The sequence below is a fragment of the uncultured Thiothrix sp. genome (assembly GCF_937873765.1).
Lineage (GTDB): Bacteria > Pseudomonadota > Gammaproteobacteria > Thiotrichales > Thiotrichaceae > Thiolinea.
Window position 1 is genome coordinate 34,802 of record NZ_CALMZC010000043.1, and the last position, 18,773, is coordinate 53,574.

Annotated in this window: 12 protein-coding genes; 9 read left to right on the forward strand and 3 right to left on the reverse strand. The window is 45.8% G+C overall.

The genetic code is table 11. From position 1 onward, the window contains the following. The first annotated feature begins 181 nt into the window (after positions 1–181). From icmF to Q0307_RS13160, 9 genes are all read left to right on the forward strand, one after another. Positions 182–3,448 (forward strand): fused isobutyryl-CoA mutase/GTPase IcmF, encoded by a 3,267-nt coding sequence (gene icmF, locus Q0307_RS13120; protein ID WP_298661231.1) that lies wholly within the window; start codon positions 182–184, stop codon positions 3,446–3,448. A 158-nt stretch (positions 3,449–3,606) separates the two neighbouring features. Beyond that, the gene (locus Q0307_RS13125; protein ID WP_298661232.1) at positions 3,607–4,188 is read left to right on the forward strand and encodes a GspH/FimT family pseudopilin; all 582 of its coding nucleotides are present in this window, start codon (positions 3,607–3,609) and stop codon (positions 4,186–4,188) included. Positions 4,189–4,398: 210 nt separating this feature from the next. Continuing rightward, complete coding sequence (gene glgC, locus Q0307_RS13130; protein WP_298661233.1) at positions 4,399–5,733, forward strand: glucose-1-phosphate adenylyltransferase; 1,335 nt, start codon at positions 4,399–4,401, stop codon at positions 5,731–5,733. Beyond that, positions 5,723–7,447, forward strand: a complete 1,725-nt coding sequence (locus Q0307_RS13135; RefSeq protein WP_298661234.1) for a glycoside hydrolase family 57 protein — start codon at positions 5,723–5,725, stop codon at positions 7,445–7,447. Before glgC ends, Q0307_RS13135 begins: the two co-directional genes overlap by 11 nt. Positions 7,448–7,450: 3 nt before the next feature. Next, positions 7,451–8,863, forward strand: coding sequence for a 4-alpha-glucanotransferase (malQ, locus tag Q0307_RS13140; RefSeq protein WP_298661235.1), 1,413 nt, complete (start codon positions 7,451–7,453; stop codon positions 8,861–8,863). Positions 8,864–8,871: 8 nt separating this feature from the next. Then, on the forward strand, positions 8,872–11,133 hold the full coding sequence (gene glgB / locus Q0307_RS13145; RefSeq protein ID WP_298661236.1) for a 1,4-alpha-glucan branching protein GlgB: 2,262 nt from the start codon (positions 8,872–8,874) through the stop codon (positions 11,131–11,133). Further along, complete coding sequence (gene glgA, locus Q0307_RS13150; protein WP_298661237.1) at positions 11,133–12,599, forward strand: glycogen synthase GlgA; 1,467 nt, start codon at positions 11,133–11,135, stop codon at positions 12,597–12,599. The genes glgB and glgA overlap by 1 nt, the downstream gene beginning before the upstream one ends. A gap of 35 nt (positions 12,600–12,634) precedes the next feature. Then, a complete protein-coding gene (locus tag Q0307_RS13155; RefSeq protein ID WP_298661238.1) occupies positions 12,635–15,133 on the forward strand; it encodes a glycogen/starch/alpha-glucan phosphorylase in 2,499 nt (832 codons plus the stop codon). Positions 15,134–15,227: 94 nt separating this feature from the next. Next, a complete protein-coding gene (locus Q0307_RS13160) occupies positions 15,228–16,415 on the forward strand; it encodes a lytic murein transglycosylase (RefSeq protein ID WP_298661239.1) in 1,188 nt (395 codons plus the stop codon). A 50-nt stretch (positions 16,416–16,465) separates the two neighbouring features. Here the strand turns inward: Q0307_RS13160 and Q0307_RS13165 are convergent, their stop codons facing one another. The 3 genes from Q0307_RS13165 to Q0307_RS13175 form a co-directional block, all read right to left on the reverse strand. Beyond that, the gene (locus Q0307_RS13165; protein ID WP_298661240.1) at positions 16,466–17,134 is read right to left on the reverse strand and encodes a c-type cytochrome; all 669 of its coding nucleotides are present in this window, start codon (positions 17,132–17,134) and stop codon (positions 16,466–16,468) included. Positions 17,135–17,398: 264 nt separating this feature from the next. Continuing rightward, positions 17,399–18,337, reverse strand: a complete 939-nt coding sequence (gene ispH, locus Q0307_RS13170; protein ID WP_298661242.1) for a 4-hydroxy-3-methylbut-2-enyl diphosphate reductase — start codon at positions 18,335–18,337, stop codon at positions 17,399–17,401. Between the two features lie 35 nt (positions 18,338–18,372). Beyond that, entirely contained in the window at positions 18,373–18,711 is a 339-nt protein-coding gene (locus Q0307_RS13175; RefSeq protein WP_298661243.1) for a DUF3301 domain-containing protein, read from the reverse strand. Between the last annotated feature and the right edge of the window lie 62 nt (positions 18,712–18,773).

An 18,773-nucleotide genomic window follows, 5' to 3' on the forward strand; every position in this document is an offset into this window, starting at 1 on the left:
CGGCTATTAGGCATATGTCTACGCTTTCTTAGTTATACCTGTAACAATACGCAATAGATCGCTAAATTGATGGATTTTCTATTTATTCCAATTGACGCTTACGTTAACGTAATATATTTTAGCCCAGTGCATTCAGCACAGCAAACACTCCAAATGATCAACACCGCTAGGGATCTTTTCCATGTCAATGAATAGCCCCGCTCAGCCTGCTGCCAACTCGACCACTAAATTAGCGCGCCCTGTCCGTTTCGTGACCGCAGCTAGTCTATTTGATGGGCATGATGCAGCGATTAATATTATGCGCCGTATCCTGCAAGCCAACGGTGTTGAAGTCATTCACCTTGGGCATAATCGCTCAGTGGCTGAAATCGTCAATGCAGCTCTCCAAGAAGATGTGCACGGCATTGCGATTAGCTCCTATCAAGGGGGGCATGTCGAATATTTAAAATACATGGTGGATATGTTGCGCGAGCAAGATGGCGCGGATATTCGCATTTTCGGGGGTGGTGGTGGCGTTATCATTCCTGAAGAGATTAAGCTGTTGCAAGATTATGGAGTGACACGTCTCTACTCCCCGCAAGATGGTCAGCAAATGGGCTTACAGGGGATGATTTTAGATATTATCGCCCGCTGCGATTTTGATCCCGGTGCAACTGCTCCAAGCACTCTTGAGCCGATTATAACGGGTAACTGGCGCGCCCTATCTCGCACTATTACTGCTCTAGAAAACAATACTTTAAATCCAGAGTTGCGTGCAGAAATTTTAGAACGGGTGGTAAATCCGGCGAAAAAAGTGCCGGTACTGGGCATTACAGGAACGGGAGGTTCAGGGAAATCCTCACTCACGGATGAGGTCATTCGTCGCTTCCGCTTAGGTCAGCAAGATCAGCTCAAAATTGCGATTATTGCCGTCGATCCAACCCGACGTAAAACCGGTGGCGCTTTATTAGGCGACCGGATTCGGATGAATGCGATTGATCATCCGAATATTTTCATGCGCTCAATTGCCACTCGTGAATCAATCGGCGAAATCCCTGAAGTGATTAAGGATGTAGTTGCTGCGACTAAGCTGGCTGGCTTTGATTTAATCATCGTTGAAACACCCGGCATTGGCCAAGGGGACGCCGCGATTGTACCCTTGGTGGATGTATCACTGTATGTGATGACTCCTGAGTTTGGCGCACAAAGTCAGCTTGAAAAAATTGATATGCTCGATTTTGCCAGCGCAGTAGCCATCAATAAATTCGACCGCAAAGGAGCGGAAGATGCTTATCGCGATGTGTGCAAACAAGTACAGCGCAATCGTGAAGCCTTTGGGCAAAGCCCTGAGGAAATGCCTGTTTTCGGTACGATTGCAGCCCGCTTCAATGACGATGGTGTAACAGCACTGTATCAAAACTTGCTAGCTCAATTGAAAGAGGCGGGTTTATTAGTAGAACGCAATCAATTACCTATCGTAACCGTGCGTAAATCTTCAGGCAACTCCGTGATTGTTCCACCAGAGCGCGTGCGTTATTTAGCTGAAATCGCCGACACAGTGCGCGGTTATCATAAAACCGTTAATGCGCAAGCTAAAATTGCGCGTGAGCGTCAGCAATTGTGCGAAACCAAGCGGATGCTAGGTACGGCTGCGAATGACTTAGTCGCTTTAGATGAACTCATCGCCCAACGTGATGAACAACTGGATAGCCGTGCGCGTAAACTTCTGGAAATTTGGCCACAAGTCCGTGCCAGTTATTCGGGCGATGAATATGTGGTGAAAATCCGTGATAAGGAAATTCGCACGACGCTAAAACGCAGCACTTTATCAGGCACTAAAGTTCCGAAAGTATCACTACCCCGCTTTGAAGATCACGGCGAACTGCTTAAATGGCTGCTGTTAGAAAACCTTCCGGGTAGCTTCCCTTATACGGCAGGCGTGTTTGCTTTCAAACGCGAAAATGAAGATCCAACTCGGATGTTTGCGGGTGAAGGTGATCCCTTCCGTACCAATCGCCGCTTCAAACGCCTATCTGAACATTCTGCTGCAAAGCGCTTATCGACAGCTTTCGATTCAGTGACTTTATATGGCTGCGATCCTGATCTGCGCCCTGATATTTACGGCAAAGTCGGTAATTCTGGGGTGTCGATTGCAACTTTAGATGATATGAAAGTCCTCTATGATGGCTTCGATTTGTGTAGCCCAAGCACTTCGGTTTCGATGACCATCAATGGCCCTGCCCCGATTCTGCTAGCGATGTTTATTAACACCGCGATTGAGCAACAAGTAGTAAAATTTGAAGCGGATAACGGTCGTCGCCCGACTGATGAGGAAATCGAAAAAGTTCGTGCTTGGGCTTTAGAAAATGTGCGTGGAACCGTACAAGCCGATATTCTCAAAGAAGATCAAGGCCAAAACACTTGTATCTTCTCGACTGAATTTGCGCTCAAGATGATGGGCGATATTCAAGAGTATTTCGTGCAAAACAAAGTGCGTAATTTCTATTCAGTATCGATTTCTGGTTATCATATTGCCGAAGCAGGCGCGAACCCGATTTCGCAACTCGCGTTTACGCTCTCGAATGGTTTCACCTATGTAGAAACCTACCTAGCACGCGGCATGCATATTGATGATTTTGCGCCGAATCTATCCTTCTTCTTTAGCAATGGTATGGATCCTGAGTATACCGTGATGGGTCGAGTCGCACGGCGGATTTGGGCGACAGCGATTCGCTTTAAATACGGCGGCAATGAGCGTAGCCAAAAACTGAAGTATCATATCCAAACTTCAGGCCGCTCTTTGCATGCACAGGAAATGGACTTCAATGATATCCGCACGACCCTCCAAGCTTTGATTGCGATTTATGATAACTGCAATAGCTTACATACCAACGCTTTCGATGAGGCCATCACTACCCCAACTGAGAACTCGGTTCGGCGTGCTTTAGCTATCCAGCTCATTATCAATAATGAATGGGGCTTAGCGAAAAATGAAAATCCACTGCAAGGTGCGTTCATTATTGATGAACTAACCGATTTAGTGGAAGAAGCGGTGCTGCAAGAATTCGAGCGTATCGCCGAACGAGGTGGGGTCTTGGGTGCAATGGAAACTGGCTATCAGCGCGGCAAGATTCAAGATGAATCCATGTACTATGAGCACAAAAAACACGATGGCAGCTTGCCAATTATTGGTGTGAATACTTTCCTAAATCCAAAAGGCCGCGAGGAATTCACCATCGAATTAGCACGTTCTTCGGATGAGGAAAAGCAGAGCCAATTAAGCCGCTTAGCGAATTTCCAAAGCAGGAACAAAGCGCAAACCCAAGCTGCTTTAGAACGGGTGCAACAAGCTGCGATTCACAATCAGAACATTTTCAGTGAATTAGTGGATGCGGTGCGCTATTGCTCCTTGGGTCAAATATCAAAAGCTTTATTTAATGTAGGTGGACAATACCGCCGTAATATGTAGTTTTCATTCCCTTCCTCCTACTACGAATGCCCCAAAACGGGGCATTCACTTTCCTTTTATCTAGTCGTCTACCACCATTAATCCTTTCACTGCGAGACTCATTACTATTTCTTATAGTAAACTACTAGTTATTAATAAAAAATATAAGGTGTCCCCCAATGAAGCGCATCCAACAAGTGGGTATGACCCTCATTGAGCTCATGGTCACTATCAGCGTGGTCGCAATTCTTGCCACTATCGCAGCGCCCAACCTACAAAGCATGATCGAACGTAATCAACTACAGACGTTGACTAATAGCCTAGTTTCCAACTTGTACCTAGCACGCAGCGAAGCAGCCAAACGGGGTTTTAATGTTACCTTATGTGCGAGCGATTCAGGGCAAACGGCCTGCAACTCCACTGCAACTAGCTTTGCGAATGGTTGGATTATTTTTACCGATTATGACAAAAACGGCAGTTTAACCGCTGCCACCACTAAATTTGATACCAATGGTGATGGCTTATTAGATTCACCCGAAGAAATTTTAGCCATTTCTGAAGCGCCTAATCCACGCTTCACCGTTGTCTCCAATGGCGCTCCAGCTAATTTAGTTAGCTATCGTCCAACGGGAGATACCTCACCGCGTGCTTTCAGCATCCGAATTGCGAATGCTAAAAACGATCAAGCCTTATCAAAAATTTATTTTAATACCACGGGTCGAGTGCGTTCTTGTACGATCACTAGCGGCGAAGACTGCTAACTCTAAGTTCCTAATCAAAGTTGCTACCTCTCTCCTTCAGCAACTTTGAGCTAAACTCTTTCTTATAAGCTATTTATACTACGCAATCACGTTATTCTAAAAAATCACGCGGGTCAATGGGTATATTCATTGCATCATCTATGCACACAAGCGCCTGTTACCTCACAAAATCTAAACACACTAAGCTCAATAGCAGCAGGAGACCTCCACATGACATTCTCTAAAGAAGAGCAGGCCAAACTTTATCGTTATTACACCCAACCACGCGTAGTAAGTGAATTAGCGAATAAAACCCTTGCCTTAATTTTGGCGGGTGGTGAAGGCTCACGGCTTAAAAATTTAACTTTCTGGCGCGCTAAACCAGCCGTGCCTTTTGGTGGCAAATATCGAATTATCGATTTTACTTTATCGAACTGTGTGAACTCAGGGATTCGCCGGATTGGAGTCTTAACACAATACCGCTCACACTCTTTGATTCGGCATTTGCAACGGGCTTGGAATTTTATGCGTGCTGAAATTGGTGAATTCGTAGAAATTATTCCTGCTCAACAACGCACTGACAAACGTGAATGGTATCAGGGCACGGCGGATGCCCTATTCCAAAATATCGAATTAGTCCAGCGCCATGATCCTGAATATATTCTAGTCCTTGGTGGTGATCATATTTACAGCATGGACTATTCAAAAATGCTGCTTGAACACGTTATGTCTGGAGCGGATTTTACAGTGGCTTGTATTGAAGTGCCTCTAGAGGAAGCGAAAGGTTTTGGGGTACTGGCGGTGGATGAAAATATGCGAATTACCCGCTTTACCGAAAAGCCCGCTAATCCAGAAGCGATTCCGGGTAAACCGGATAAAGCGCTAGCGTCGATGGGTATTTACGTGTTTTCACGGGATTTTTTATTCCGTACTTTGAGTGAAGATGCTGACAAAATTCATTCTTCACATGATTTTGGTAAAGACATTATCCCTAATCAAATCGCAAACGCCCATGCACGTGCCTTTCCTTTCCGTAATGCGAAGGATGAACCCGGCTATTGGCGAGATGTGGGCACGGTGTATTCCTATTGGCAAGCCAATATGGAATTGTGTGCCATTGAGCCAGAATTAAATTTATACGATCGGGATTGGCCCATTTGGACGTATCAACCCCAGTCGCCACCTGCTAAATTTGTCTTCAATCAAGTAGGGCGACGTGGAGAAGCGATTGACTCTTTGGTATCAACCGGTTGTATTATCTCTGGTGCAAGTATTTTAAATTCCGTGGTGTTCTTTAACTGTACGGTAGAGAACTACACCACGATTACTGAGAGTGTTATCCTGCCGAAGGTAAATATTGGACGAAATTGTCGCATCCGTCGGGCAGTGATTGATAAGGGTTGTGTAGTTCCAGATAACACCGTGATTGGGGAAAATCTCGAAGACGATCAGAAACGCTTCTTTGTGTCAGAAGAGGGGATCGTTTTGGTGACAGCAGAAATGCTGGGACAAAAGCTACACACAGGTGACTACGATAAATTATGGCGAGAACGTTATGGAGAGTAATAAGCTCAATGTGGTGGTATGTTGGCATATGCATCAGCCTTGGTACCGCAATGGCTTAGCAGGAGAGTATCGATTACCTTGGGTGTATTTACATGCCATAAAAGACTATAGCGACATGGCCATGCACCTAGAACAACATCCAGAAATGCGTGCAGTGGTGAATTTTGCGCCTGTGCTTTTGGAGCAATTAGAGGATTACCAACAGCAGCTACAAACCCTATTAGCAACAGGGCAGCCAACCCAAGATCCGTTGCTAAATCTCTTAGCAAGTTTAACATCTATTCCTACCGATAAGGCTGGGCGTAGCCAAATCTTGCAAGATTGCCAACGTTGCTATGCGCCACGAATGATTCATCCGTGGCCGATTTTCCGTGGCTTATTGGATATGGTCGGCGCGGCTGAAGTTGCGGGGTTAGAAAATCCTGACTATAAGCAGCCACTAACTTATTTAAGTGAACAATACTTTTTAGACCTCATCACTTGGTATCATCTGGCTTGGCTGGGGCAATCATTAAAGAAACAGGCTGCAGTGCAAGCTTTAATTGCCAAAGGCCAGTTGTTTGATCAAACCGATCGCCTGCAATTAATCCAAGTCATAGCGAACTGCCTGCAAAACATAATCGCGCGCTATCGTGTTTTAGCCGAGCGCGGGCAAGTTGAATTATCGATGACCCCTTATATGCATCCGATTATTCCGCTCTTGCAAGACTTTACGAATATGCGTTGTGCCTTGCCGCATGCTCCTGCACCGCAAGCTACACATTATCCCGAAGGTTATGCGCGGGCACGTTGGCATATGCAACGTGGGATTGAGTGCTTCGAGCATTATTTTGGGCGGCGCCCCCAAGGAGTTTGGTTATCTGAAGGTGGCGTGAGTGCTAGTGCTATAGCTCTCTTGGATGAATTTGGTATTCGCTGGACGGCTTCAGGTGAAGGTGTTTGGCGCAGCAGTAGCCATTTATCCCACTATACCGGTGAACCGATTGAATCTAAGCGTGACCTGTTTAAACCGCATACGCTTACGCATAGCCAAGTGCGTATACATTTCCGTGATGATGGCCTCTCTGATTTAATCGGCTTCAAATATAGCAATTGGAGCGCGGCCAATGCGGTGCACGACTTTATCCAGCACCTAGAAAATACTGCGAAATTCTTAGGTGCAGAAGCTAATCAACATGCACTAGCTATTATTTTAGATGGCGAAAATGCTTGGGAATATTATCCAGATAATGCCGTTGAGTTTTTAGACTTGCTCTATAGCGAATTGAATAAATCCCAGCTACTTAAGACTGCTTGCTTTGCGGATTTATATGAGACTGTCCCCCCAAAAGATTTACCTAAACTCTGTGCAGGCAGTTGGGTGTATGGCTCGTTCTCGACATGGATTGGTTCAGAAGATAAAAATCGAGGGTGGGATTATTTAGTGGCTGCCAAGCAAGCTTATGATGATGCTTTGGCCACTGGACGTTTAAGTGTAGAGCAGCAATATCAAGCTTCGCAACAATTGGCTGTCTGTGAAGGCTCAGACTGGTTTTGGTGGTTTGGCGACTACAACGCCACTGAAAGCGTAAGGGATTTCGAGCGTTTATTCCGTTTACAAATCAAACAAGTCTATCAATTATTAAATTTAGAACCGCCACAGCATCTCGATACACCCTTATCTAAAGGTGGTAATGGTGTAGAAAACGCAGGCACTATGCGTAGGAATACTTAACGAATGACCACCGCTATTGTCCCTAACCGGCTTGAAGCTGGTATTTTATTACACCCTAGTTCGCTACCATCGGGTCAGCTTGACCACGATGCGTGGCGTTGGCTAGATCAGATGGCCGTGTTGGGCGTAAGTGTTTGGCAAATGCTACCTTTAGGCTTGCCGCTCAATGGGCTTTCGCCTTATCAATGTGTTTCAGCCTTTGCTTTAAATCCGGCGTTATTTCCTAACAAGAGGAGTGTCCCCTTAGAACAACCAGCTGAAACTGTTGAATTTGCCGCTTGGTATCAAAAAAATCAGCATTGGGTTGATGATTTTTCCTTATTCATGGAATTGAAAGCTGTTTTCAATAGCACTGAATGGTCGACTTGGCCCAGTGAGTACCGACAGCGTTCAGGAGCTGCTTTAGCTAGCTTTAAAAGTGAACATACCGATGCGCTAAACCAACACATTGATGAGCAATTCGCTTGCTGGCAACATTGGCAAAGTCTACGCGCTCATGCAAAAGCCTTGGGCATTCGCTTATTTGGCGATATGCCGATTTTTGTAGCTTACGATAGTGCGGATGTTTGGGCGCATCCTGAATTATTTCTGTTAGATGCGGCAGGCAAGCCGACTGTTGTGACTGGCGTCCCGCCTGATTATTTCTCCGCAACTGGTCAGCGCTGGGGTAATCCGCACTATAACTGGGAATTAATGCAGCAAACTCAATTTGCTTGGTGGCGCGAGCGCTTGCGTTATCATTTTGATTTCTTCGATTTGGTACGTATTGATCACTTTCGAGGCTTAGAAGCAGCATGGATGATTCCAGCAGACAGTCCCACCGCTATTGAAGGCTATTGGGCTAAAGTTCCGGGAGATGAATTACTAGCTTGTTTGCAAGCTGCGTCGGGTGATTTGCCTTTGGTTGCTGAAGACTTAGGCATCATTACTCATGAGGTTACAGCTTTAAGGCATAAATACAAACTACCCGGCATGTCAGTGCTGCAATTCGCTTTTGACCATTTTGCAGATAATCCGCATAAGCCTTGGAATGTCACCACCAATACCGTGTATTACACTGGCACACATGACAACGATACGTTGCTAGGTTGGTTCAATAGTTTGACTGCTGAGCAACGAGCTTGGACTTTGAATTTAATTCAAGAACATATTTTTTTGAGTACCGAACAAAATCAAGGTAATATCACCGACTTGATGCTAGCTACTGTGATCCAAAGTGCGGCAGGTTTGGTAATGCTACCTTGGCAAGATGTACTCGGCTTAGGCAGTGAAGCACGGATGAATGTTCCCGGCACGATCGAAGGCAACTGGCATTGGCGCTTTGATTGGCACCAAGTTCAGTCAGATCGACTCACACGGTTAAAAACACAGTTACAGCAACATCAGCGATACCACACCACAGTAGTAACCCAGTGAGATAAATCATGAATACTTCGCCTAGTATGAGCGAGCTGCAGCGCCTGCAAGCAGGTACGCATCACGATCCTTTTCACTTTTTGGGATGGCATCAAGAGGGAATCACTTGGGTGTTTCGCGCTTTTATGCCCTCTGCAGAAAAAATTGAAATTGATCAGCAGCCACTCCAACGCTTGGAAGGCTCAGATTGCTTTAGCTTCATACCAGAAGCGAGTAGCGAGCTAGGTAAAGCCGCCCCCTACATCCACCCGAAGCTACGCTATTTAGATAAAAAAACTGGCCAGTGGTTAGAAACCGTTACTCCTTACACTTTTGAGCCACAATTGGGTGAAATTGATCTGCATCTACTCGGTGAAGGTAATCATCGTCAAGCTTGGAAGGTTTTGGGGGCGCATTTAAAAGAAATCAATGGTGTACAAGGCTGCCTATTTGCAGTTTGGGCTCCAGGTGTACAGCGCGTCAGCATAGTAGGCAATTTCAATGACTGGGATGGTCGACGCTATCCGATGCGCTCACGTGGTGAAACGGGGATTTGGGAGCTATTTGTCCCTGACCTGCCAGCAGGTGAAGGTTACAAATACGAAATCCTCACCCGCTTTGGCAGCCTTATCCGTAAAGCAGACCCTTATGCACAGCAAATGTTTTTGCGTCCAGAGACATTGGCCTGTATTCCAGCACCCAGCCAGTATGTTTGGCAAGATCAAACTTGGATGCAACAGCGTGAGCAATTTGATTGGCAACACCAACCGCTGAGTATTTATGAATTACATGCTGGCTCTTGGAAGCGACATGCTGATAATCGCTTTTATAGCTGGCGTGAATTAGCCGATACGTTAATCCCTTATGTGAACAATTTGGGTTATACCCATATTGAACTGCTACCCATCTCCGAGCATCCACTCGATCAATCTTGGGGTTATCAAGTCTCAGGATATTATGCACCCACGGCACGCTTAGGTAGCCCCGATGAGTTACGCTATTTTGTCGATTGCTGCCACCAAAATAACATCGGGATTTTGCTCGACTGGGTACCAGCACATTTCCCCAAAGATGATTTCGCCCTCGCACGCTTTACCGGTGAAGCCTTATACGAGCATGCTGACCCCCGTAAAGGTGAGCATCAAGATTGGGGGACTCTGATTTTTGATTATGGACGCAATGAAGTCCGTAACTTCCTGATTGCGAATGCCTTGTATTGGATGGAAGAGTTCCATTTAGATGGCCTGCGCGTGGATGCGGTAGCCTCTATGCTCTATTTGGATTATTCGCGCCCAGCCGGACAATGGATTCCCAATCAGTATGGCGGGCGGGAAAATCTTGAAGCGGTTGCATTCCTGCGTGAACTCAATCTAGTGGTACATGCACAATTCCCCGGTGTACTCACCATCGCGGAAGAATCGACGACTTGGCCGGCCGTATCGCGCCCGATTGAATTAGGAGGTCTAGGCTTTTCCATGAAGTGGAATATGGGCTGGATGAATGACAGCCTAAGTTATATTGCACTCGACCCTCTCTATCGCAAATACCACCAAAATAAGCTCACTTTTAGCCAAATGTATGCGTGGACTGAGAACTTCGTGTTACCACTTTCACATGATGAAGTTGTACACATGAAACGCAGTATGCTGGGTAAAATGCCGGGTGATTATTGGCAACGCTTTGCGAATCTGCGCTTATTCTATGCTTGGCAATATGCACATCCGGGTAAGAAACTACTCTTTATGGGTGGTGAGTTCGGGCAATGGTTGGAATGGAATGAAGCAGTCGAGCTGGATTGGGGTCTGCTCAACTTCCCAGCACATCAAGTTTTAGGCAAGCTCATTAGCGATTTGAACAGTGTCTATCGGAATAATCCGGCTTTACACCAATTTGATCACGACCCACAAGGTTTCCGTTGGATTGATTGTGATGATGCTGAGCGCTCTTTATTGAGTCTGGTGCGCTACGGTAAAGATAGACAGCATCCGTTGGTCATTGCACTGAATTTCACTCCTGTACCTCGCAGCTTTTATCGCTTAGGTGTACCACCCGCTTACGCTTATCAAGAAATTTTAAATACCGACAGCGAATACTATGGCGGTAGCAATTGTGGCAACGCGGGCAAGTTAATCGTGCAAAATCACCCACACATGAGCTTTGAGCACTCGATTGAACTCACCCTTCCTCCCTTAGCGGCAGTTTTCTTGCAAGCTATTCCTGAAGCTGAAGTGCCTGCAAGTTCTGCAGCCTCTCCAGCTCTAAGTAAGAAACCTATTCGCGAGACAGATTAATGGCATTAAAAGTTTTATTTGCTGCCAGCGAGGCCTACCCCTTAATCAAGACCGGTGGACTCGCTGATGTAGCTTATGGCTTACCGGTTGCACTCCATACTGAGCGTGCTGAGGTACGCCTCCTATTACCGGCTTACTATGACATGATGGGTAAGCTTAAAGATGTTCACAGTCTTGGCGCTTTGCAAATTCAAGGTGCTGGGCGTGTACATACGGTACATATTTTGGAAGGCTCGCATGAAGCCTTTCCTTTCCCGATTTGGGTGGTGGAGTGCGGTACTTTATTTGGACGCTCCGGCAATCCTTATATGCATCCTGATGGCTATGATTGGCCAGATAATGCGGAACGCTTCACTGTCTTTGCGCGTGCAGCAGCCTTATTGGCCGCTGATGCTTTACAGCTCAACTGGCGACCGGATGTGGTGCACGCCCATGACTGGCAAACTGGCTTGATTCCCGCTTTGTTGGAAGAGATCAATCCACGCCCACGTAGTATCTTTACGATTCATAATCTTGCCTATGGCGGTCATTTCTCACGGACTGTTTATGATCAATTACAACTAGCTTGGCATTGGTGGTCGAGTGAGGGTGTAGAGTTTTACGGGGGCTTTTCGATGCTCAAAGCAGGTATTGTCTATGCCGATACCGTGACTACGGTTAGCCCCACCTATGCCAAAGAAATCTGTACTCCAGAGTTTGGTTATGGTCTAGATGGGCTATTGCGCTCACGTAGCCATAAACTCCACGGCATTCTCAATGGGATTGATACCGAGAGTTGGAATCCTAAGCACGATCACTATCTGGTACAGAACTATGGCCTGCGCGATGTCAAAAAAGGCAAACTGGCGAATAAACAAGCCTTATTAGAACGCTTTGGGCAAAGCCCAACTCAAGAGCAGTTGGCACGTCCCTTGCTAGGTATGGTAAGTCGCTTAGTTGAACAAAAAGGTGTGGATATGGTGATGGAATGTATTCACCCGCTCCTCGCTGAAACCAATGCCGCCTTTGTACTCATCGGTAGTGGCCATTATCACTATGAGCAAGCGCTCTATGATTTGGCAGCCCGCTATCCGGGTCGCGTGATGGTGTATATCGGTTATAACGAGGCTCTAGCGCATTTGCTCGAAGCAGGCTGTGATATTTTCTTAATGCCTTCGCGCTTTGAGCCTTGTGGCTTAAATCAAATGTACAGTTTGAATTATGGGACTTTGCCAGTGGTGTATAACACGGGTGGCTTAGCGGATACGGTGATTAATGCCACTGAAGCGAATATCACTGCCAACACCGCCAATGGCTTTGTCTTTTACTTGCCGTTTAGCCATGCCTTATTAGGCACTTTATGGTGGGTCTTACGCATGTTTGCAGACGATCAAAAATTGTGGCGAGTATTGCAACGTAATGCACTCAAAGCTGATTTTGAATGGAAGCGCAGTGCTAAGCGTTATCTCGAACTTTATCGCAATTAATCAATTTGGACAGGCAATTTAGGAGTGTCCGTTCTATGAACACCCATCCAAGCAATCAAATGCCCTTCCTTCCGGTGGAGCTTGACCCATTGAACAATGATGTTGAAACCCTCGGTAGTGATTTTCAGCGCTATCTTTCTTATCACTTAGGCCGTTTTCAAGGTTGTCCTCCGGTGTATTTGTACAATGCGCTTGCCTATACGATTCGTGATCGTTTAATGGTCGATTGGCGCAATACTTGGGATGAATATCTCAAGCCCGGTACACGGCGTGCTTATTACATGTCTTTAGAGTTCCTAATTGGACGCTCACTTGGCAATAATTTATTGAACATGGATCTTGACGCGAATATCAAATCAGCCCTCTATCACTACTGCACATCCTTAGAAGAAATTGCCTCTGAAGAACCGGATGCTGGCTTAGGCAATGGTGGTTTAGGCCGCTTAGCGGCTTGCTTTATGGATAGTTGCGCGAGCTTACGCTTGCCAGTAGTCGGTTATGGAATTCGCTATGAATACGGCATGTTCCGTCAACATATTGAAAATGGCTATCAAACCGAAGAACCTGATCATTGGCTACGTGATGGTAATCCTTGGGAAATTGAACGAGCCGAATATGCTCAGCGCATTCAATTTGGTGGGCGCAGTGAAACCTATCGCGATGCTGAAAACAAGATGCGTACTCGTTGGGTGGAGACCGAAGATGTCTTAGCTATCCCGTTTGATATGCCGATTGCGGGCTATCGCAATAAAACAGTGAATACCTTGCGCTTGTGGAAAGCTAGTGCGACAGATGAATTCAATCTGCAAGAATTCAACCAAGGTGATTACACCGAGGCCGTACAAGCCAAAAATAATGCAGAACACATTTCGATGGTGCTTTACCCGAATGACAGCAGCGAAAATGGTAAAGAACTGCGTTTACGCCAACAATATTTCTTAGCTTCTGCCAGCTTACAAGACGCGATTCGGATTTGGGAGCGTGATCATACGGAGCATGATTACAGCCAATTTGCTGCTGAGCATGTCTTCCAAATGAATGACACGCATCCAACCATTGCAGTCGCAGAGTTGATGCGTTTGTTGATCGATGAAAAGCAACTGGGTTGGGATCAGGCTTGGGAAATTACTTCGCAGTGTATGGCTTATACCAACCATACCCTCTTACCTGAGGCTTTAGAACGCTGGCCCGTGCATTTATTTGCAAAGCTGTTGCCACGTTTATTAGAAATAATCTATGAAATCAATGCACGCTTCCTGCGCTTAGTGTCCATGCGTTGGCCAGGCGATACAGAGCGCCAACGCCGTATGTCGATTATTGAAGAAGGTGCGGTGCGTCAAGTGCGCATGGCTTGGCTAGCGATTGTGGGCAGCTTCTCGATTAATGGCGTGGCCGCTTTGCACTCTGAGCTACTAGTCAAAGACCTCTTCCATGATTTCTATGAGCTCTGGCCGGAGAAATTCAATAATAAAACTAATGGTGTCACTCCACGCCGTTGGCTAGCCAATGCGAATTTAGGTTTGACTGCTTTAGTCAATCAGCATATTGGCACCGATTGGGTGGCGCACTTAGAGCAGTTAGAGAAACTTAAACCTTTTGCAGAACCCAGTCAAACCGCTTTCCAGCAGGCTTGGCGCGAGGTCAAACATGCAAATAAACAGCGCTTAGCTAAGTTAGTTCGCGCTGAATGCGGGGTAGATTTCGATCCACATGCTTTGTTTGATATTCAGGTCAAACGGATTCATGAATATAAGCGTCAGCTCCTGAATATATTACATGTGATTCATCTGTATTCACGCATTAAACAAGGCCGCTTAGATAATTGGGCCAATCGTTGTGTGCTGATTGGCGGTAAAGCAGCTCCCGGTTATGTGATGGCGAAAAGCATTATCAAACTGATTAATAGTGTGGCTGATCTCGTCAACAATGATCCTGAAGTGGGTAAGCAGTTAAAAGTTGCCTTCCTACCGAACTATCGCGTTTCTAGTATGGAAATCATTGCACCTGCTGCTGACTTATCCGAGCAAATTTCTACTGCCGGTAAAGAGGCTTCTGGCACAGGTAATATGAAGTTCATGATGAATGGTGCGCTCACTATCGGTACGTATGACGGTGCGAATATTGAGATTTTAGAAGCCGTCGGTGAAGAAAATTTCTTCCTGTTTGGCCTGCGCGAACAGGAGGTGAAGGATCTATGTCACCAGTATCGTCCTTGGGAACTTGTTGAGAAAGATGCTGATTTGAAATCAGTGATGCAGCTCTTAAGCTGTGGGCACTTTAATTCGTTTGAACCCGGTATTTTCGATAATATTATCAACAGCCTACTCAGCTCAAACGACCCTTGGATGACTTTGGCGGATTTCCGTAGCTATGTTGATACTCAAGAGAAAGTCTCGCTCACTTGGCAAGATCAAGAGCGTTGGACGCGCATGAGTATTCTCAATACTGCCAACAGTGGTTTTTTCTCAACCGACCGCACCATGCACGAATACAATCGCGATATTTGGCGTTTACCGATCAGCTCAGAGAACTAATCACCCTGAAAGTTGGTCTTTGGAAGACAGACGGCAGTTTCACCGTCTGTTGCTATACTCATCCTATTCTTATGGATATGAATAAAGGCTAACTATGCGTCAGTTTACATACGGTTTACTGCTGGCTAGTGTTTGCTATGGAAGCACAGCAGCTTGGGCAGATTGTCGAAATACACAGGATTTTGGAACCTGGCTCAATAATTTTAAGCAAGCAGCGATAGGCACTGGTCTCTCCGCTGAAGTGGTTAATAACACTTTAAATGGTATTACGCTCGACCAAAGCGTGATTCAACGAGATCGTTCTCAAGAAGTATTTGCGCAAACCTTTTTAGAATTTGCCGGTAAAAAAGTATCCAGTTATCGCTTGTCGAATGGTCAAAAACAAATGCAAGCGAATGCCAAACTCTTTCAACGCATTGAGCAGGAATATGGTGTGCCTGCTCCCATGCTTACCGCTTTATGGGCTTTAGAAACCGACTTAGGCGCGGTCACAGGTGACTATCCTACAATACGCTCACTAGCAACTCTGGCCTATGATTGCCGCCGCCCTGAGCGTTTCCGCCCTGAACTTATACATGCGTTATGGTTGGTGCAAAAAGGTGATCAAACACCTGCGAGTATGCGCGGCGCTTGGGCAGGTGAGTTAGGTCAATTGCAGTTCTTACCTTCTGGCTACAATCAACAAGGGGTGGATTTTGATGGTGATGGTCATCGGGATTTAATTCGCTCCAAAGCGGATGCCTTAGCCTCGGCGGCGAATTTATTGCGACATCATGGCTGGCAAGCGGGTCAACCTTGGTTAGTGGAAGTCAAAGTACCGCGAGAAATGAATTGGTCAAAAGCACGCTTAGATAATCGCTTACCACTTGCAGAATGGTCAGCGATGGGTGTGACCGAAGCGGATGGCGACCCTTTGCGCCCAAATGGGCAAGCCGCTTTATTGTTACCGATGGGACGCAATGGCCCAGCCTTCTTGGCTTTTGCCAATTTTGACGCGATTCGTCAATGGAATGAATCCACCGTTTATGCAACCACAGCGGCTTATTTAGCAACGCGCTTTGCGGGCGCTAATCCTTTGTATGCGGGCAATGCACCCGTACAGAAACTATCTATTACGCAAGTCCGGCAGTTGCAATCACAATTGGCAGCTCGAGGCCTGCCGGTAGGTAAAATTGACGGAATTATTGGCGAAGATACCCGCAATGCAGTGCGTCAAGTACAGCAGCAATTGGGTTTGCCTGCGGACGGGTATCCAGACCTAGTATTGCTAAGAAAACTTTAGATCCTTTACCCCCTATTTTACAGATGATAGGGGGTAAACTCTTAGCATGACTACAAAGAGAGAATCCACTCTACTAACTTGTCTACATCCTCTTGTTTAAGCGTGGGATTAGGTGGCATAAAACGCATATTCACATCAGGCCATTTCTTTTCTTTATTTACTGTACCTTGCACAATCGACTCTGCCAGCACTGCTTTAGCCTCAGCATTGCCTTTATAACGCGCTGACACTTCACTAAACGGGGGAGCTAATGGAATATAATGTGAATCGGCCTCTTTACTCATACCATGACAAGCGATACATCCATTTTGCGCCGCTAAACCCAACATACCCTCATGTTTAATTACTTCTTCACTGATAGTATCTTTTTTAATACTCATCACCCAAGTAGCTAACTGCGTCGCTTCTTCTGCAGTGACATTTAGGTTAGGTGGCATAAAACGCATATTAACCTGACCACTCCAATCCTGTTGAGTATCTATAGTCCCTTTTAGAATCCGTTGTGCAAGATAGCTGACTGCATCAGTTTTATCCTTAAAACGCTCGGCAATATCTGCATAAGCGGGGGCTAGAGGAATCGCAGGCCCAGTTTTAGCTTGCACTGAGTGGCAAATAAAACAACCTTTTTGCGTCACCATCTCCAGCATTTTATTTTCTGCCTGAGCAGTACAACTAAATCCAATCAGACCCACTAACATCAACAGCTTTACAGCACGCATCACAATTATCCTATGTAATATCAATAGCTTTTTATTAAAATTTTTAAGGATTAAACCTAAAAATCGCTACATAGCTTACACTTCGACGAGGTGGCCTAGAGCTGAGTTTAGTCAAATAATAATCTAATCCACCCAATAAAGAGTGCTGTTTCGGTTGACTACTTGAAGATGCGCGCCTCTTAACTAAAAATGATACGAATCTCTAAGTTATTTAAAAAGCCAAAAAAATACATCTTTAACTAACTTATAAGTTGTCTATTTTTATTAGACCTTACGTAACTCTCTCGGCAATACAAACGAGATATTCTCAGTAATCCCGGAGTTCTGTACTTCCACCGTAGCTCCTAACTGCTTCAAATGCGCCAGCACACCATCTACTAACACTTCTGGTGCTGAAGCTCCCGCAGTTAAGCCAATCCGCTGAACACCCCCTAACCATTCAGAGCGAATATCATTGGCATCATCAATTAAATAAGCCGGGGTATTACGCTTCTCGGCTAATTCACGCAAGCGATTAGAATTTGAGCTATTGGGCGAACCCACGACCAGTACTAAATCACAAGTTTCAGCCAGCATTTTCAAGGCATCTTGCCGATTTTGGGTGGCATAACAAATATCATCTTTACGTGGCCCTACAATCGACGGAAATTTAGCACGCAAAGCATCAATCACAATCGCCGCATCATCGACCGATAAAGTAGTTTGAGTCACGAAGGCTAGCTTTTCAGGATTATTAACTTCTAAAGCAGCCACCTCTTCAGGTGAATCCACGCGATAGATTTGACCACCAAAACTGGTTTCATACTGCCCCATCGTACCTTCGACTTCGGGGTGATTTTTATGCCCGATCAGTACAGTTTCCCGACCTTCACGGCTATAACGCGTGACCTCAACATGGACTTTCGTCACTAAAGGGCAAGTGGCATCAAAGACTTTCAAACCACGTCGCTTAGCCTGCTCCTGTACTGCCCGTGACACGCCATGCGCACTAAAAATCACCGTGGCATGATCGGGAACCTCATCCAACTCTTGCACAAATACAGCGCCTTTATCTCGCAAATTATTTACCACAAAGCGGTTATGCACGACTTCATGACGTACATAAATGGGCGCACCTAAAACTTCTAAAGCACGGTCGACGATTTCAATAGCGCGATCCACTCCAGCACAAAAACCGCGAGGATTAGCGAGCGTAACTTGCATACAAAGAGGTCTCTACAACTGAAAATAGGATTGTATCAAGAATGCGCTGGGCTTTTTATATCAATCACAGTGCCTTCTGCACGATCTAGTTGGACTTGCTCTAGCTTTTGCCCAAGCACATAAGCACGTCCATATAAACGCTCATAACCCGCTAAGCTAAATTCAAATTCATAAATCCGCCGCAAAGTGACTTGCCCCGACTCAGCACGCGCTAATTTAAGTTTTTTTAAAGCAACGGTTTGATCGAGTAATTGTGCACCGATTTCGCGGCAGGCAATCGCCGCTGCTTGAATTGCACGCTCGCGGCTTTTCAGACTGTCTTGCCAGAACCATGCGAGAGCGAATAAGACGGCAATAAAAATAAAGATACTCATAGCTCGATAGCGTTAGATAATGAGCGAACTAGTATCAAGCAAAAACCAAGGCATAACAAATA